Genomic DNA, 18,196 nt, shown 5'->3' with positions numbered 1-18,196 from the left:
AAAAATAAAAAATGTAGTAATTATATTACATAAAAAATCTTAAAATAAAATTTTGATAATCTAAAAAAATAGTAAATTGTATGCGGTTTTGTAGCCATTTTTATCCTTTTTAAAAATAAAATGTAATATAAAACCTATTAATAAACCTACCCTAAAAATGAGTACTTTACACAACAATTTACTTTCAGTAACTGGTATTATATCATTTCATTTTTTTGAAATGATGAACTATAAAAACAATGTTACTTATTATCAAAAAAGAAAAAGTACTTGCTTTTTATCTTTACTCAATACTATTCCCTGTAAAAAAACAGTGATTGTATTAGCAAAAAAAAGAATTTTCAGAAAGCAGGGCTTCAATCTTCGGGAGCATTTTTCAAGCACATTCATACCTCTATTTTCTATAAGAATCTCTTTTTTAAGGTTTTGGTTACAATCTATTGTCGCTATAAGGTAGTACTACTGCATCCTAACGAATTGTTTTTGAGCAATTCTCACAACGATACTAAAAAATCTTGCTAATAATTTTTCACAATGAATACATCTAACAATCAAAAGGCTGATTCGGACCTAGAAATAAAGAACTATACCATTATTGAACTTATTGGGGAAGGTGGTTATGGAAAAGTATATAAAGCACTTCAGAAAAGTACAGAACAGACCGTAGCTATCAAACTACTTAAGTTTAGTCTAACACTAGACGAAAATAAAAAGAAACAGCAGATACATCGTTTCGAAAGAGAAACTAAACTCTGTGCTGAAATCAGTCATCCTAATATTGTAAAAATGTTAGATAAGGGCTATACAACTACTGGAGAGCCTTTTGCCGTATTTGAATATATTTCAGGAGTTACCCTAAAAGATTTAATTATAAAAAACAATGGTCTTGCTCCTCAAAAAGCAGCACTTCTTATGGGGCAAGTTCTGGATGCATTGGTCAGTGCTCATAAGAAAGGAATTGTACACCGGGATCTAAAACCTCAAAATATCATGGTAACCAATACAGGAGCTGCCCCAGTGGCAAAAGTATTGGATTTTGGTATTGGAGCGATTACTCATGAGGTTCGATCCAAAGATTATATGAGCCTTACTCTAACTAAAGAAATGGTAGGGACTCCTGCTTATAGTGCTCCTGAGCAATTACGGGGAGAAGCACCTACCGTAAAATCCGATTTATATGCCTGGGGATTGGTATTAATAGAGTGCCTTACCGGGCAGCCGGTAATCCACGGAAACTCAGTTGCAGAAATTTTCCAACAACAATTACATCCCAGTAATATTGTATTGCCCGCATCGCTGGCAGGTCATGAAATAGCTGATATATTAAGAAAAGTACTTGACAAAAAATCCCGTACCCGAATTGGAGATGCAACCCGATTGTACAATGATTTTATCAAAATAAATTTCCAATCACTGGTTGGTAACCTCAGTGAGAAAAAAGTAACACACGCTATTGATAGTGATACCGAGGTCAATGAAATGGTTTGGACTCCAACTGCTAATGAAAAACGACAAATCAACGTTCTGGCGATTAAGCTCGGGATGACAGTAACCAAACAATGTGCACTTGACACAGAAACTATAGAGACAATTCACCAAGATCAACTTCGCAATTGTGAAGATATTGCTATTCGCTATGGAGGATATACTGCCGGAAAAATTACGAATAACCTGCTTATTTATTTCGGATATCCTCAAGTAAGTGATAATGATGCGCGAAGAGCAGGAAGAACTGCTCTGGAAATCATATCTCAGATAAAGCGAAGAGGAGAAACCTTGCTACAGCAACAAGGTCTGGAATTTCATATTAGAATCGCTATTCACTCTGGAGATGTAATGATCAACCCCAATGCAACTCCTGACGGAAAAGTCCCTGGAACCGCATTTGATCTTTTATATCAAACACGTGATAATTCCGTTCAGGTTACTGAAACTTCCAAAAAATTATTAGACCCGTATCTTGTTTTTAAAAAACCTACCCATATACAATTAGCTTTTTCTCATGAAGCCATCCCTATTTATGAACTGGTTGGGGAACACCAAATGGAAGCTTCTTCATTCTTACGTCCATGGAGTGCTAATAGAGCAATGATCGGTCGTATTAAAGAAAAAAACACAATTCTATCTGCATGGAAAGATACAATCACAGGAAACGGTTCCTCTATATTGATAAAAGGGAGAGCTGGTATCGGAAAATCCAAGTTGATTTATGAGATAAAAAAAGAAATCCATCAACAACAATACGCTATAAAAGAGTGCAGGTGTCTCCCGGAGCACCAAAATAATGCCTTATATCCTTTCTTTTATATGCTTCGTAATCATTGGGAAATTGACACCATACAAACAGTGGTAGAAACCATTGCTATACTCGAAAAGGAATTAGAAAAAATAGGTTGTGAATTAACCGAGAGTATGCCTATCCTCTGCTCCTGGCTTTCCATTCCATTACCGGACTCTTATACGATTACTCCCAGTCCGCCTGAACAACAAAAAAACATCCTGTTTTCGATATTAAAAAATTATATCCTCTCTTTAGGAAACGATCTTCCTTTTCTTCTTATTATAGAAGACCTTCATTGGACTGATCCCACCAGTAAGGAATTTATAGAATTCTTACTAAGTGATCTCTCCGATCATTCATTATTGATGATCATGACAGCCAGGCTGGAATTTACTCATGAATGGAAGCAAACATACCATCGAGATATTTCATTAAAAACACTCTCTAAAACATACACCCGTAATCTGATACTCGGTGTATTAGAAGGAGGAGAACTCGATCAGGAAACTTTGAACTATATCGCACAAAGAACAGATGGAATTCCTCTTTATATAGAAGAACTTACTAAAATGCTTCATGATCAAGGTTATTTGACTCAGGAAGATAACTTATACCAACTAATCAAAAAAGAAGCAATCAAGAATATTCCGGTTACCTTAAAAGATTTATTAAATGCTCGCTTAGATACTCTTGGGTTTGCCAAAGAAACTGCACAATTAGCTGCTGCAATCGGAAGAGAATTCTCCTATGACATTCTGATAAAATCTTCCTTACGAGATGAAGGACTGGTACAAAATGATTTGGATATTCTGGTCAGTGCCGATTTAATTTATCGTCAACGAAAAGTAGAAGGAGAAAGTTATATTTTCAGACACGCATTAATTCGTGATGCCGCTTATGACGGGATGGTTTCTTCTTATAAAAAAGAAGTCCATCTGAGAATTGCCGATGCCTTAAAAAATGAATTCGAAACACAAACGTTTATAGATGCTTTCTTAATTGCGACGCACCTTGCTGAAGCCGAAAAATATGAAGAAGCTTGTGAATATGGGATTAAAGCAGCCAAAAATTCTCTAGAACATTCTTCTAATTTAGAAATAAAATCAATAACTAATTCTTTACTTAATTGGGTTCCACAAATAAATGACGAAATAGTAAAAAACGCTATTGAATTCAAAGTCAATTTTTTAAGATACCCATCGATCACAGCAATACATGGAATAGGTCATGAAGAATTAACCAATCTTAGTACTAGGAATAATGAAATTGATAATTTTCTAACTTCGAAAAATTATTTTGAGCATAAGAAAGATCAATTTAATACGAGATTTCTTAATTCTTTTACTTTATTACAAAATGAATTATATACAGGTAATTATGACGCTGCTATAGAAATAGGAGAAGAAATTTTAGCTGAATCAGAAGTTTTGAAAAATAGACATTATAAAATATTAGTCCTACCTAGTCTTGCTCAGACATATCACATTAAAGGAAACTTAACAAAGGCTGAACAACTTTTAAATACAGGATTAAAACTATACAATGATAATGAAGATAAAGAACTATGGAAAACTTTTGGTATAGAGGCTAAAGCTAATAGCTTATATATCTTAGGTTTTTTAAAATGTTGTTTAGGTGAAATTGATAATGCATACAAATTATGTAATGAAGGGTATGAATGGTCAGAAAAAATAGGGTGCTCAATGTTCAGTGATTTTGGAAAAGTATTCTCATGTTGGATTGCTTATGTATGTAATGATAAAGAAAAAATTGATGAGACAATCTCTTCTTATTTTATAAAGACTAATAAGAGTGAGAAAGAATGGGCTGGTTCTTATGGAATTTTACTATATGAATGGGCAAAAAACTCTAATAAATATTCAGAATCATTTATAGATAATATTATACTTCAAAAAAGAGTTGGAGGATTATCTATATGGGAGTCCTTACTAGGAGAGATTCATTCAAATATTGGGGCGCATCAATATGCCATTAAACGAATGAAAAGCACATTAGTCAGAGCAAAAGAATTAAATGAAAAATGGGGACTTCCATTTGTTCATAAATCTTTAAGTCAAGCTTTTTTTAAAGAAAAGGGGTACATTTCTGAAGAATGTAAAAAACATTTCTTACTTGGAATACAAGAAGCTAAAAATCAAGGAGCTAAATGGATTGAATTAAATATAACTTATTCTTATTGTGATCTTTTAATTAAAGAAAATAAAAAAGAAGAAGCTTTAGAATTATTAACTCCTTTAGTCAATGAGTTTCCCCAAACAACGGAAGCTCCTTTATATAAACATTCATTAAAATTAATTATAAACAACAAAAATTAAACACTATGATCAATAGCAAAGATGAGTACGAAGGTGATGAAAATATATTAATTGGAATCAAAGACAATGATGAATGGAAAACTGCATTTCTTCGTTTAGTCTGTGATATTTGGAGTAATAAAAACATAAATGGAAAAGATGTCTATGAAATGGATTTTAAAGAGATTCGGGAACTTTTTATTAATCGATATAACTACACTCCTCCATCTAATCTTCGTATTACACTTACAGAATACAAAGGACAAAAATCGTATAAAAGAAATTTAGAAGAAAAGAAGGTTAATGGATGGTATGAAGTATTGAAGGATAATAATTCAGAAAATGCTTATTTTTCAACTGTCCAAATGATGGTACCTCCCAAACCTGAAAACGATGAGGACCTTGCTGCTGCTGTAACTGATTATATGGCTGCTGGAAAAGCATATCCTTTCACAATTGCCTAAATTTTATCGAAATGACTCTTAAAAAACAATTCAATGAAGATGGGTTTATTATTTTTTCTGACCCTTTATTTGATAAAAAAAGTTTGGAGTTAATTCGTCATAAGTATACAAACATCTTTAAAGGAAAGGAAAATCATTCTTTTCCTTTAAAGAATTGTTGGAATATTGGAAATCTCGATTTAATTCAAAAAATAGATCAATCTCATCTCTATGATCCATTAATACTAAACTTGTTAAAAAGTAATGTTTTTGGTAAAAAAGCTGCGGAGATTACAAATGCAACTCGAATATCAATCTGTGCTACCCATTTCTTTTTTAAGCCTTGTAATGGAAGTATGTTAGGTAATATAGGATGGCATACTGACTCTAAATATGTTGATTTCGAAAATGGAACATTACTAGGCGCATGGATACCTATAAGTGATGTCTCTGATGACTCCGGGACTCTAACCTTTTTAAAAAAATCTCACTTTTGGAAACAGAATAATATATCTCCTGCTAACGATGGAATGGAAAGAAACCTTAAAAAGCAAGCTACTATAATACAAAAAGAAGCTCCTGTTAATTATAAATGGGAAGAAACTCCTATGATCTCTAAGTCTGGTGGATTGAGTTTTCATCATAACAATGTCTGGCATTATAGTCAAGAAAATACTTCTTCCGAGGATAGAATGAGTATTTCGATAGCTCTTTTTATAGAAGAAGACAATCAATTAGAGAAACTTACATCTATAACAAATAAATTATGGCCTATTTCAGAAAGTAATAACTCCCCTATAGTAATATATGACAGAACACAAACCCCACTAAATGATTGATCTTGATAGAAAAATTGGCTGGCACCCAAAATTTACCAAAAAAGTTATTTCTAGGAATGAAATTATTTTGATTGGCGAAAATAATGACCACCTATTTACAAATGACAAACACAAAAGAATAATTAATCTTGCTAATGGAAGTAAAAAAGTTTCTCAATTTATTGATGAAATTCCAAGCTTTATAGAAAAAGCCTCCTTCCTCTACTCTATTAAAACCCTTATTGATAAAGAAATTTTAGCTCCTTTACAAAGCGAAAAAGAAACGCTCTACCATCTTCCAAAAAAAACAAAAGATATAGAAATACATGATGATGTAACTATCTATAACTTATCACATATAAGTAGTACACTTCTTCAAAATATTTCAATATCAAAAAAAAATATCTCACTTATATTTATTGATAATTATTTAGACCCAAGATTACATCTGATTAATAAAAAGCATGTTCACTCTCAACGCCCATATGTGCTTATTAAATTGACAGGTTCAAAACCAATGATAGGTCCATTTCTATCTATGAAAAAAAAACAACCATGTTGGAAATGTTTATCTAATCAACTACTTCAAAATCGTCCGATCCTCAATTTTCTATTAAAAAAAAATGTAGAAAACTATATCTCTCACCCAATATATCTTCAGAATGTAGAAATAGATTTAAAATGGGTTACAACAGTAATAAATGATACAATTAAAAATGAAAATACCTGCTTTGAAATCAACTTACAAAACAATATTATTCTAAAAAAACACATTGTTCATAATAAACCCCAATGCTCAATTTGCGGAGATAGACTACTTCTAAAAAAACAACTTCAATCCCCAGTAAATCTGCATAGTTGTTTGAAGAAAGAAAAAATGGATGGAGGATCGCGTTCAATGAGTCCTGATGAAACTTTAGAAAAACTAGATAAATACATAAGTCCAATAACCGGTGTTATTTCTGGTTTAAGTTTTATATCAGAGAAAAAACAAAATACAATTACTATCTATAAAAGTGTGTATTTTAAAACCCCTAGTCCTCAAGAAATAATTAATAATTCATCGTTTAGACAAATTTCATTAGGTAAAGGAATTGTTAATGACCAATCAAAAGTCAGTGCTTTGTGTGAATCTATTGAGCGATATGCTGCACTCTATCAAGGTGATGAATTCTATATAAAATCAGCTCCTGACAACCTAAATAAAAGGTACTACTTACCTTCTCAATTAGCCAAATTCAGTAAAAACCAATATCAAGATTATATAGATAACAAGTTACCTTCTAATATCCTTAATCATTTAGTGAATATATATGATACAACCATTCCTTTGCATTGGACCCTCACTTGGTCTTTAACAAAAGAAGAGTTTGTCTACCTACCATTTAATCATTGCTTTTCAAATACACCTTTTGATCATGATAAACAATATATACATTGGAGTTCCAATGGATGCGCTGCCGGAAACTCAATAGAAGAAGCGATCATTCAAGGATTCTATGAACTTATAGAAAGAGATGCTTCTGCTATATGGTGGTATAATAAAATAGAACGACCACTAATTGATTTATCGACTATACAAGAAGGTAAGGTGTTCAAAATTCATGAAACACTTAAAGATGAATGGGATTACTGGGCACTTGATATTACAAATGATTTTGATATTCCTACAATTGCAGCTATTGCTCAACACAAGAAAACTGGAGTATTTTGTTTTGGCTTTGGGTGCCACTTAAATATAGAAACAGCATGTACACGAGCATTAACAGAATTATGCCAATTAATACCTGTTCGAGAACAGAAAAATGCACCCTTTGACTTTAATGCTATCGAAGAAGAACAATTTCTTAAAGGAAATGGAAATAAAAAGAAACTTTCTAGCTATCAAAATAATGAAAGTAAAGATATCAAAAATGATATTATATGGGGAATAAACAAGGCTAAAACACTTGGTTTTGAACTACTAGTCACAAACTACAGCAGACCTGATTTACCTATCAAAACAGTCAAAGTTACTATTCCTGGATTATGTTTTATTTGGCCTCAATTGGGAAATGAAAGGCTTTACAATCTGCCTATAAAACTTGGTTGGTCAAAACAAAAGTTACAAGAATGTGAATTAAATGAAATGGGGTTATATGTGTAATCATACCCCACTTATTAAAATATAATAGATCAAGGAACAACGTCAAAATGAAATTTAAATCCTATACAAGTAAAACCTTTAAAAAAACTACTTATTACTCAAATTTACCTGTGGAAGAACGCAAAGTATTTGATGTATTAACTCGAGTTTTTCATTTCAAGATTAATAATTATGTTATTGATACATTAATCAATTGGCAAAAAGTACCAAATGATCCAATATATAAGCTTGTCTTTCCTAGAAAAGAAATGTTACATATAAATGATTATTTGAAACTCATAGAAATACAGGAAAGTGGTTCTGAAACTGAGTTATTGATTTTTATAAATCATGTAAAAAATAAAATGTTTCCGAAAATCAATTACAATGAGAATTGTGTTCCTATCCATAATGGAAGTTTACTAAAAGGAGCTTACCGGTCTTTTAAAACAACTTTAGCTCTTTACCCTAATCCAATGGTAAAAACATGCCATAGTTATTGTTCTTATTGTTTTAGATGGGTAACTTTTAACGATTACGAAATGCAAAATGCTTCTTCATATGATTTCCCTTTAGCTCCCGTATCTTATTTAAAAGAACATAAGGAAATTACAGATGTTGTATTCACCGGAGCTGATCCTTTAATTATAAAAGCTGATACTTTAAAAAAATATATAGATCCGATTTTAGATATTGAATCTGTTAAAGTAATTAATATAACGTCCAAATCTTTGGCGTGGTGGCCCTATCGATTCATTACAGATGTTGATTCTTATGAGCTCCTTAATTTATTTGAATATATTATTTCTAAGGGAAAACATCTTAATATATTAGCTCATTTTACACACTCCCAGGAATTAGAAGGAGAAATAATCAAAGAAGCCACTCAACGTATAAAAAGAACTGGGGCTATTATACGATGTCAAGGACCATTAGTTAGAGATATAAATGACTCAACAGGGGCTTGGGTCAACTTATGGACCAAACAAATAGAGTTGGGATTAATTCCTTTTTATATGCTTATGGAAGCAGATCACAATAAAGAAAGTTGTTTTAAAATTCCTTTAGATAAAGCACTCCATATATTTGAAGAGGCACAAAAACAAACTTCAAGTATGAGTCGTACAGCTAGAGGTCCTGTATTTGTTAATGACGTACACAAAATCTTAATTGATGGAACTATTGATATAAATGATCAAAAATATTTTGTATTAAAATCTTTACAAGCTCCTCCCTATACAGATGGAGAAGGTAGTATCAAATTATTGCAATATGATAAAGACACGAAGGGTCCTGAAAATCTTTTTGAATTGTTTGAGGAAAAACAAATAGATACAATTTCTTTATAAACTACAAAATACGTATCTTATTAAAGAAGTGAAATTATCAGGTATTTTTACTTATTTAAAGCTGAAAAAATTAATTTTAAATTTGTAGTACAATTATTACATTTTTAGTTTTTATTTGTATATCTTAAACATTAATACAAGTATTTTTGGTTTACAAGAACTAAAAAACAGTCTGTTCAGAATTGTATTACTTTAAGTTGTCAAACGAAAAAACCTGTAATACAATTAGTTATACAATTAAAATCTCTTAACCATGGCAGTTCTAAAAAATAATACCTTAGGAGACATTGTAGTATTAAATACACATCATGTATTTGGTAGAAATCAATTTACTGCTAATACACATATTCAGGAAAATGACGTTTCCAAGTCTCATGCAACTATTTTCTGGAAATGTGGGATTTGGTATATCAAAGATCATAGCAGAAACGGTACGTTAATTAATGGAAAATACATTACACATACTACTGTAAAATTGTCTAAAGGAGATACTGTACAATACGGTAGAAGCAATACCACTAAATGGGAAATGGTCGATGACGATACACCTAGCTGTTATCTAAAATCATTGACCTATGAAAATAAAATTCTATCGTTGTCCTCTTGCCTGGAATTATGCAATGAAGAAGATCCTGAAATTACATTCTATTGTACACAGGACATGAAATGGAAAGCAGAAAAAGGGGGTAAAACTATTGAGCTTTTTCAGGGGATAACCTTAGAATTTAATAATGAAGAATGGATGTTTATAGAAAATAGTAGTCTCGACGAAACTATTGACTATAGGCAGATTATTGATCGTGCATATTTTGTATTCACACTGAGTGCCGATGAAGAAAATAGCCATATCAAAATAGTGATGAATGAGCTGGAGTTAGATCTTGGAACCCGAGTTCATAATTATTTACTACTTACCCTCGCCAGACAACGATTATCTGATGCTAACTTAGGTTATGTATTCGATGATCAAGGGTGGGTATCCTTAACAGATCTAACCATTGATTTAACGAAAGAATTCGGAAAAGAAATTGATATTTATTATGTAAATCTTCAGATTCATCGTCTGAGAAAGTTTTTAATAAAACTGGAACCTTATGGCTACCTTTTCTCTAATGTTATAGAACGAAAAAATGGAAAAATACGATTTGTACATCGCTATTTCAAAATCATCAAAGAAGGACAAGCTATAGGAGAAATCCTATCAGTATAACAAAAGCATAAAAAAACAAGTAGAAAAAGCCTGCAATAGCAGGCTTTTTTATGGCTAATATCTTCCTGCAAGTGCTACGTCTATTTCTTTTTAATGATTCAATTTGATAAAAAATAACACCGATCCCCTCAGCCTTAATCATTTGAACGAAACAACTCTTTTTAAACTATTAAAAACCAATACTTTATTTATGATTTCCCCTCAACCTCAATAATGATTTATTAAATACCTTAGTAAGGTGTAGGCAGTACCCTCTGCCAATACAACAACACATAAATCTTAAAACCAAAACCAAAAAAAATGGAAAGCACATTTATTGATGTACTACAAAAAGGAGTTGCTAAAAAACCTAAAAAAGCAATCATCTACAGACACGAAGAAGTCGTTGTAGAATTACAGGAAATAGTTCATAACCATCCGATGCTTGGAGATGCGATCACTGCTTCTCTTATCGCAGCAAAAAAAATTGCTGTCGAAAAAAAATTAAAGAACATGGATAAGTTTGAATGGCCTCAGACCCTTAATGAATATTACAGCTATCTGGACCGGTTTGTAAGATGGATTCCTACTGAAGCCGATATCAGTTCTAAAGAAAATTACGATCAGGAAATTATGAATAAGCTATGTCATTTTTACTGGTTAATCAATCATGTACAAAATATTCCTGTTTTCTCCGAGTGGCTGGTCACCTTTGCCAATGACTGGGGAAGTTTCCTGAATACACCAGAATCCATTACCCCAGAAAGTTTACAGTCTTTTATCAACCAGCCGTTATTTAAAATGGAAGACTATATGATCCCTCCAGGAGCATATACTCCAGAAGGTAAAGGAGCGATTCCTAATAACGCTAGCGGATGGCTAACATTTAATCAATTTTTTGCCAGAGAAGCACTCCCTGGAAAGAGACCTGTTGATGAGATGAGGAATGATCAGGTAGTAGTATCCCCAGCTGATGCCGAATTCAAAGAAGAATTCCCAATTAATGAAAATTCCGAAATTATCATCGATGGAAAAGCCTCCCTAAAAACCAAGCGTATTAAAGGGACACACGCCTATTCAATCAAAGAATTAATTGCCGGAAGTGGATATGAAGATGCTTTTGCCAATGGAACTTATATGCATTCTTTTTTATCTCCATATGATTTGCATCGTTTTTGTGCCCCAGTAGCAGGAGAAGTAAAGTATTCCAAAGCGATTCAGGGAAAGGTGTTTCTGGAAGTAACAATTACTGATGATGGAGAATTCGATGCACCTGATAATGCAAGTAATGGGTATGAGTTTAAGCAAACTCGTGGCGTATTAATTTTAGATACCGGAGAGAAAAACGGACTAGTAGCTGTAATACCTGTTGGAATGGCACAGGTGTCTTCCGTAAATATGAATGCTACTGCCGGGGTACATCTATTCAAAGGACAAGAATTTGGATATTTCTTATTCGGAGGATCTGATATTATTCTTCTATACCAGGAAAAAAGTAATTTTAAATTAGAAATTGGTAATGAAAAGAAAAAACTTGCAGGAAACAAAATCGGAGTTTTCCAAACCAGCTAGTTATTTACTATTTTCTCATTTCCTAACACATGTCAACTAACAACCTAAGAACGGAAAGAGGCTCTAAAAAGAGCCTCTTTCTATTATAATAACTTCGCCAGAATTAATATTTCTTTTTGATTCGCATCTAATAAGTATAATTTGTTGTTTTCGATACGATACGACATCACTTCTTCTAAAGCTTTGAAAAACTGATGCTCCATATCCGCCTGTTCGCATAACATTTTTGTACTCATCATAGGTCCCAATTGCAATTGAGTTTTAGTAGCTTTTTGGATACTTCCCGAGAATCGGTTACATCCTCCCATACCAAACACTTTATTTTCTGCGATATTTATTTCCATATAAGGTTTGGCATTTTTAGGGATACTAGTTTCTTTTAGTTTTATCAACTTCCAGCTATCAGACAATCGTAATCCCTCTTCTTTTTCTTTAGAAATCACCCGTATTAATTTATATTTTACAGAAGAGGCATCTGCAGGAACCATTTCTGCAGGAATATCTGTTACTCCTACTTTAATCTTATATAAATATCCCGGTTCATATGAAAACCCTTCTATCGTATCATAAAATAACTCCCAGTCCTGAGATACTCCTGTTCCTTCTTTCTTAACAGAAAAACAGCTCATAGGTGCAACTCCCATACAAGGAACTTTAGCACTATGTATCCATAATATTTCTTCTTTTCCAACTTTTTTAGAAGATGCACATCCCAAAAATACAAACACAAACAGTATTGTTAATACCTTATTCATATGATTATTCTTTAGTTAATAGTTATTTATCAAACTCTAATTCAACAACTTGTAAAAGCTAAATCTGCCAACATAACAACTCCTTTCTGGAATAATAATCCATTCGCAGGGTATCCCCTGCTCATCATTCTACAAACATGCTGTATTATATTTTGCAAAGATATTTGTTTACTTTCAAAACTTACTGATTAATATCATTTTATAAGTCAACTATCTCAGCAATAAACACCCCAAAACTGTATTGAAATATCATGAAATATTTTATCACTTTACAAGCGATATATTTGAGTATTGAATACATTTTAAACAAAATAAACAACAAGAACATGAAAGTATTAGATCAACCACAAGGAACCGCATGGGGGATGTGGTCTACTTGTACCCCGGCGGATAGTGATTCTAAAAATGTCATACACACCATTACCAAAAATCTGTCAGGAGTCTATTACAAACCCTTATACGTAACCAGGCAGGTTCTGGCAGGAATTAATTATAAATTCTTTTGTGAAGTAGAAACCGCTTCAAAAGATAGTCATACCTTCTATTCATTGCTTTCTATTCATGAACCATTACATGGTTATTCCTATATTACTGAGAAAAAAACATTCGACGGAACAAACCTTTCTACAGGATGGTCATATTATGAACCGATAACTTCTATCACCGGGAAAATATTTGAAGAAGCAACTGAAGAACTTCCTGGGGTTCACTATAAACCTATTGCTGTATCTATCCTGGTAAATCAGGGATTTTTCTATAAATTTTTATGCTATAGTAAAGGGTTATATGAAAATACCCATACCCATATTACACTTATTACCATTCATGAATCTATTAGTGGTTCTCCTTTAATTCAAGGAATCGAAACAATAATAAAATAACCTCATTTATAATAAAATACGGCCATATCATCGCAATTGGTATGGCTTTTTTTATTCTTTCTTTCCTCTAAACAACACCCTAAATATGATTTTTATCATATTTTGCCTCCCCTTCATCCCCTACCTTGCATCGTTTATATCAGGTATACTACGAGTTTAGTACCATTTTATGGTTATGTAGTTTCTCTAAAATGTATGGAGAGCTATTCAAAACACCTATCTCTCATCTGATATCAACCTTTTAAAATTAATTTAATTCAGATCATACGCATGAAGACACACACCTTTCATATTCCTGTGATGGGTATTGGTTTTACCATTGACACTCCCCTCAAAGTTGCTCCACTAGGTATTGATTCTGCCATATCGCTGGTAGATGATATCCTCATAGAAAAGCTCAGAAAAATGTACTGTTCTAAATTCGAAATTCCATATAAAGAAATTACAGATAAAATTGATGATTTTAGAGCAAAACGAATTACTTCTTATCTGAATTTAATCCACAAACTGGCTGAAGAAAAATTCGAAAAAATCAAAAATGCAACTTTCGAAACAACAAAAGAAATAAAAGAGTATATCCAGATGCTTCCTGATTCTTCTGAGATAAAAAAAGAATTCAATCAGCTGACCCATCAATATTTCTCTCAGGCAGATATAAAAACATGGTTTAAGGAGCATCTTTCGTTAGGTAGTATTGATGTGAATATCATGACTAAAGTGGATAAGGATAATTATAACAAGAAAGAGAAACTACCTACTGCATACAATGATGCTCATGCAGCACTAAGGGGCTATGCTAACAGTACCCTTCACTCCTCTTTAATCTTATCAGCAGGAATGAATCCCAGATTGTATAGTTATATTGAGAATTTTGAAGATTTTTATCCCGATAAAAACGGGGTATTAAAGAAAAAATTAGTCCTCAAGGTCAGTGATTATCGTTCAGCTTTAATTCAAGGACGTTTTTTAGCCAAAAAGGGATTATGGGTATCTGAATATCGAATAGAATCAGGGCTTAATTGTGGGGGTCATGCCTTTGCCACAGATGGATATTTAATGGGACCTATTCTCGAGCAATTCAAAGAAAAACGTGAAGCATTGATTCAAACGGTGTATCAAACATTGGTTCCTGCACTGGAACAAAAAGGATTCTCTCCTCCTCAAAAACCATTTGCTGTAAAAATTACTGCTCAAGGAGGAGTAGGTACCTCCGAGGAACATCACTTTATTCTGGATCATTACCAGGTAGATTCTGTAGGCTGGGGTTCCCCTTTCTTATTGGTTCCTGAATCGACAACCGTAGATGAGAAAACAATGAACCAATTAGCAGCTGCCAGAGAAAAAGACTTATATCTCAGTGATATTTCTCCTCTTGGAGTTCCTTTTAATAATCTCAAAGGAAACACCAAAGACGAAGAAAAAGAAAACAACATAAAAAAAGGACGACCGGGAAGTTCATGTCCCAAAAAATTTGTTGCACTTAATAAAGAGCATAATGATAAAGGACTCTGTACTGCTTCCAGACAATATCAATATCTAAAGATAAAGGAACTACAAGGTGCTAGACTTTCTGAGCAGACCTATCAAAAAGAACTTGCTAAAATCACAGAAAAATCCTGTACCTGTGTCGGCTTGGGAACCTCTGCCCTTTTAAAATATAACCTTGATACTAAAAAAGAGGGAACCGGAGTTTCTGTTTGTCCCGGTCCTAATATGGCCTACTTTTCAAAAGTTATGAAATTACGGGAAATGACAGATCACATCTATGGTCGTGATAATATGATTTCCCGAACAGATCGTCCCAACCTGTTTATCAAAGAACTAGGAATTTATATCAATTACCTCAAAAAAACATTTGACAACTCTAAACATCAAATGGATCAAAAACAACAAAAGTATCTGTGTACGTTTAGTAATAACCTAAAAGAAGGAATTTCCTATTATCAAGCATTATTTACGAATATCGAATCGTATTTTACTTCCTCTAAAAAGGAAATTCTGAAAGCATTAGAAGAAAATCAAAAAAAATTACAGAAAATCCTTATCGATATCACGAACACAAGCGCAACCTCTTAAAGTTTTTTGTTTTTTCAATACTTTTTAAAATATTTTAAGGATAATAACAGCTCCTATTATTATCCTTATTATACTTTTGTAATTTTAACACAAAATAAACCCTTAGTAGAAAATCCCCTTAATGATAGAAAAAGAAAAAATCATTTTAGAACTTATTAAAGAATATCGATATACGCTTGATATTCTCAATACTTATAAAATTGATTACTCTTCTTCCAAACATATACCAATCGGAACTATTTGTGATCGTAATGGAATTGTTTTTGAGAAAATACAACAGGATTTCATCAATAGACATAAGAGCTTGGAATACGATCAATGGTCATTAGATGCATTGGTAGAACACATCATACATCATCATCACCTTCATCTCACCCAACAAATTATCCGATTATTAAGACTATTCAATAAAAAAAACGTAGGTTTTGATTCAGAAACTTTAATAGAAACCGAAAATATATGTTACGATCTCGCTAATCAATTAGCAACTCATATCGAAAAAAAAGAACTCATCCTCTATCCTTTTATAAAAGAAATGGTTAGTGTTCAGAAATCAGGAATGTTATTAACCTTTCCTAAATTTGCCACTGTTACAAACCCTATATTCAATATAGAAAAGGAATACACAGCCATAAAGAGTTCTCTAGAGAAAATCGATCTTTTATTGCAATCGCTTTCCAATACTCCGGCATTTGCTAAACCGGCTTTGTATTTACTAACAAAAAGCCGCGAAATTGAGGCAGTTATACAGCACTATGCTTTTGTAGAACAAAATATATTACATCCAAAAACAATTGATTTGGAAAAAAAGCTTACCTGGTGATTTTCTCTGTGACGAGATCTTTATTATAATACCCTCCCCTGTTCTCTTTTCTGGCAATCGATTGCGTAATGATCATATGTGCTACATTAATCATATTTCGTAGTTCGCATAACTCAACATGGATGCTATTTTGCTTGTATAATTTTTCTACTTTTTTATAAATTTCAGCAAGGGAATACACTGCTATTTCTAACTCCTTATTACTGCGAACAATTCCTGCATATTGTCTCATCAATTTTTGCAAGTTCTTTCTATATACTTCTATAATTCTTATATCCAACAATGTAGGTATTTCTATCTCTACCCAATCAGGAATATCTATGTTCTCCATAGTTTCAGGAAGTAAAGTAGTATGATGCTTATAAACCCTATCTGCAAATACCAATGCCTCTAATAGAGAATTTGATGCTAAACGATTTGCTCCATGCAGTCCTGTTCTCGAGCATTCTCCACAGGCATACAAATTATCTAAAGAAGTCTTCCCGTTTTCATCCACTACAATTCCTCCACAAACATAATGAGACGCTGGAATAACAGGAATCCAATCATTCTTAATATCAATACCACACTCAATACATTTTTCATAAATCATAGGAAAATGCTTTTTAAAAGCAGAGACCTCCAAGTGAGTGCAGTCTAAAAACACGTATGTAGTTGCCGTTTTTTTAAGCTCTTTATCAATGCATTGAGATACGATATCCCTGGAAGCTAACTCTCCTCTGGTATCATATTGCAGCATAAAACGTTCTCCTTTTACATTTCTTAAAAAAGCACCAAATCCTCTAACAGCTTCCGATATTAAAAAAGAGGCTCCTTTATTTTTAGAATACATCGCAGTTGGATGAAACTGAATAAATTCCATATCTTGTATATTCGCCTTTGCCCTATATGCCATTGCAATTCCATCCCCGGTAGCAATTGCAGGGTTAGTCGTATGCCCATATACCTGACCAATCCCTCCTGATGCCAATAATGTATTCCCAGCTTTTATCGTTTTTACCGTGTTGGTTTTCTGGTCAAAAACATAGACTCCGAAGCATTTCTGGATATTTTTGGCTGTTGAATACACCTGATGCGCTGTGATAAGATCAATTGCAAAGTGATGTGTTAGTAATGTTATATTAGGTAGCACATCTATTTGTTGCAACAATGTTTTTTCTATTTCATAACCAGTACTGTCTTTGTGATGTAGTACTCGATACTCAGAATGCCCTCCTTCTCTTCCCAAATCAAATTCTCCATTTTCTCCCGTATCAAACGATGCTCCCCAATTGATTAGTTCCTGCAATAATTCGGGACCTTCTTTTACAACTAATTTTACAATTGACGCATCACACAACCCATCCCCTGCTATCAAGGTATCAGAAATATGTTTTTCAAAAGAATCTGTTGTTCTATTAAGAACAACCGCGACGCCTCCTTGTGCATATTTAGTATTTGATTCCTCCTCGCTCATTTTTGTTATAATTGTTACATTCCGCGTAGGGAATCTCGAGGCAATTTTAATCGCATAAGTAAGCCCCGCTATTCCAGAACCTATGACCAAATAATCTGTATATATCATAAGGA

Annotated in this window: 12 protein-coding genes; 10 read left to right on the top strand and 2 right to left on the bottom strand. The window is 32.8% G+C overall.

Annotation, left to right across the window (positions count from 1 at the left end):
- Nucleotides 1-534 precede the first annotated feature (534 nt).
- The 7 genes from ACFSTE_RS16475 (at nucleotide 535) to ACFSTE_RS16445 (ending at nucleotide 12,092) form a co-directional block, all read left to right on the top strand.
- Nucleotides 535-4,617 carry a TOMM system kinase/cyclase fusion protein gene (locus tag ACFSTE_RS16475; protein WP_378254443.1) on the top strand — a complete coding sequence of 1,361 codons (4,083 nt, stop codon included), beginning with the start codon at nucleotides 535-537 and terminating at the stop codon, nucleotides 4,615-4,617.
- A 5-nt stretch (nucleotides 4,618-4,622) separates the two neighbouring features.
- Complete coding sequence (locus ACFSTE_RS16470) at nucleotides 4,623-5,060, top strand: hypothetical protein (RefSeq protein ID WP_176030557.1); 438 nt, start codon at nucleotides 4,623-4,625, stop codon at nucleotides 5,058-5,060.
- Nucleotides 5,061-5,071: 11 nt separating this feature from the next.
- Nucleotides 5,072-5,878 (top strand): phytanoyl-CoA dioxygenase family protein, encoded by an 807-nt coding sequence (locus tag ACFSTE_RS16465; protein WP_176030558.1) that lies wholly within the window; start codon nucleotides 5,072-5,074, stop codon nucleotides 5,876-5,878.
- Nucleotides 5,871-8,003: a TOMM precursor leader peptide-binding protein gene (locus ACFSTE_RS16460; RefSeq protein WP_378254441.1), complete on the top strand. Its 2,133-nt coding sequence runs from the start codon at nucleotides 5,871-5,873 to the stop codon at nucleotides 8,001-8,003. Before ACFSTE_RS16465 ends, ACFSTE_RS16460 begins: the two co-directional genes overlap by 8 nt.
- A gap of 47 nt (nucleotides 8,004-8,050) precedes the next feature.
- Nucleotides 8,051-9,331, top strand: a complete 1,281-nt coding sequence (locus ACFSTE_RS16455; protein WP_378254439.1) for a hypothetical protein — start codon at nucleotides 8,051-8,053, stop codon at nucleotides 9,329-9,331.
- A 253-nt stretch (nucleotides 9,332-9,584) separates the two neighbouring features.
- A complete protein-coding gene (locus tag ACFSTE_RS16450; RefSeq protein WP_176030561.1) occupies nucleotides 9,585-10,541 on the top strand; it encodes an FHA domain-containing protein in 957 nt (318 codons plus the stop codon).
- Between the two features lie 300 nt (nucleotides 10,542-10,841).
- Nucleotides 10,842-12,092: a phosphatidylserine decarboxylase gene (locus ACFSTE_RS16445; protein ID WP_378254436.1), complete on the top strand. Its 1,251-nt coding sequence runs from the start codon at nucleotides 10,842-10,844 to the stop codon at nucleotides 12,090-12,092.
- 83 nt (nucleotides 12,093-12,175) lie between these two features.
- Here the strand turns inward: ACFSTE_RS16445 and ACFSTE_RS16440 are convergent, their stop codons facing one another.
- Entirely contained in the window at nucleotides 12,176-12,847 is a 672-nt protein-coding gene (locus ACFSTE_RS16440) for a DUF4377 domain-containing protein (protein ID WP_378254434.1), read from the bottom strand.
- Between the two features lie 326 nt (nucleotides 12,848-13,173).
- On the opposite strand from ACFSTE_RS16440, the gene ACFSTE_RS16435 reads away from it, so the two are divergent.
- From ACFSTE_RS16435 to ACFSTE_RS16425, 3 genes are all read left to right on the top strand, one after another.
- Entirely contained in the window at nucleotides 13,174-13,728 is a 555-nt protein-coding gene (locus tag ACFSTE_RS16435; protein WP_176030564.1) for a hypothetical protein, read from the top strand.
- Nucleotides 13,729-13,998: 270 nt separating this feature from the next.
- The gene (locus tag ACFSTE_RS16430; protein ID WP_254884047.1) at nucleotides 13,999-15,804 is read left to right on the top strand and encodes a hypothetical protein; all 1,806 of its coding nucleotides are present in this window, start codon (nucleotides 13,999-14,001) and stop codon (nucleotides 15,802-15,804) included.
- 121 nt (nucleotides 15,805-15,925) lie between these two features.
- Complete coding sequence (locus tag ACFSTE_RS16425) at nucleotides 15,926-16,627, top strand: hypothetical protein (RefSeq protein ID WP_378254432.1); 702 nt, start codon at nucleotides 15,926-15,928, stop codon at nucleotides 16,625-16,627.
- Here the strand turns inward: ACFSTE_RS16425 and nadB are convergent.
- Nucleotides 16,617-18,191 carry an L-aspartate oxidase gene (nadB, locus tag ACFSTE_RS16420; RefSeq protein WP_378254430.1) on the bottom strand — a complete coding sequence of 525 codons (1,575 nt, stop codon included), beginning with the start codon at nucleotides 18,189-18,191 and terminating at the stop codon, nucleotides 16,617-16,619. The genes ACFSTE_RS16425 and nadB overlap by 11 nt on opposite strands.
- Nucleotides 18,192-18,196 lie beyond the last annotated feature (5 nt).

The sequence above is a fragment of the Aquimarina hainanensis genome (assembly GCF_042684685.1).
GTDB classification, from domain to species: Bacteria; Bacteroidota; Bacteroidia; order Flavobacteriales; family Flavobacteriaceae; genus Aquimarina; species Aquimarina hainanensis.
Note: the sequence above shows the minus strand (reverse complement) of the source record. Positions and strands in the feature narration are given on the sequence as shown.

Coding starts and splice junctions, on each gene's coding strand:
- ACFSTE_RS16465 (WP_176030558.1), top strand. CDS start 5,072: ATGACTCTTAAAAAACAATTCAATGAAGATGGGTTTATTATTTTTTCT.
- ACFSTE_RS16425 (WP_378254432.1), top strand. CDS start 15,926: ATGATAGAAAAAGAAAAAATCATTTTAGAACTTATTAAAGAATATCGA.
- ACFSTE_RS16445 (WP_378254436.1), top strand. CDS start 10,842: ATGGAAAGCACATTTATTGATGTACTACAAAAAGGAGTTGCTAAAAAA.
- ACFSTE_RS16460 (WP_378254441.1), top strand. CDS start 5,871: ATGATTGATCTTGATAGAAAAATTGGCTGGCACCCAAAATTTACCAAA.
- ACFSTE_RS16475 (WP_378254443.1), top strand. CDS start 535: ATGAATACATCTAACAATCAAAAGGCTGATTCGGACCTAGAAATAAAG.
- ACFSTE_RS16455 (WP_378254439.1), top strand. CDS start 8,051: ATGAAATTTAAATCCTATACAAGTAAAACCTTTAAAAAAACTACTTAT.
- nadB (WP_378254430.1), bottom strand. CDS start 18,191: ATGATATATACAGATTATTTGGTCATAGGTTCTGGAATAGCGGGGCTT.
- ACFSTE_RS16440 (WP_378254434.1), bottom strand. CDS start 12,847: ATGAATAAGGTATTAACAATACTGTTTGTGTTTGTATTTTTGGGATGT.
- ACFSTE_RS16470 (WP_176030557.1), top strand. CDS start 4,623: ATGATCAATAGCAAAGATGAGTACGAAGGTGATGAAAATATATTAATT.
- ACFSTE_RS16430 (WP_254884047.1), top strand. CDS start 13,999: ATGAAGACACACACCTTTCATATTCCTGTGATGGGTATTGGTTTTACC.
- ACFSTE_RS16435 (WP_176030564.1), top strand. CDS start 13,174: ATGAAAGTATTAGATCAACCACAAGGAACCGCATGGGGGATGTGGTCT.
- ACFSTE_RS16450 (WP_176030561.1), top strand. CDS start 9,585: ATGGCAGTTCTAAAAAATAATACCTTAGGAGACATTGTAGTATTAAAT.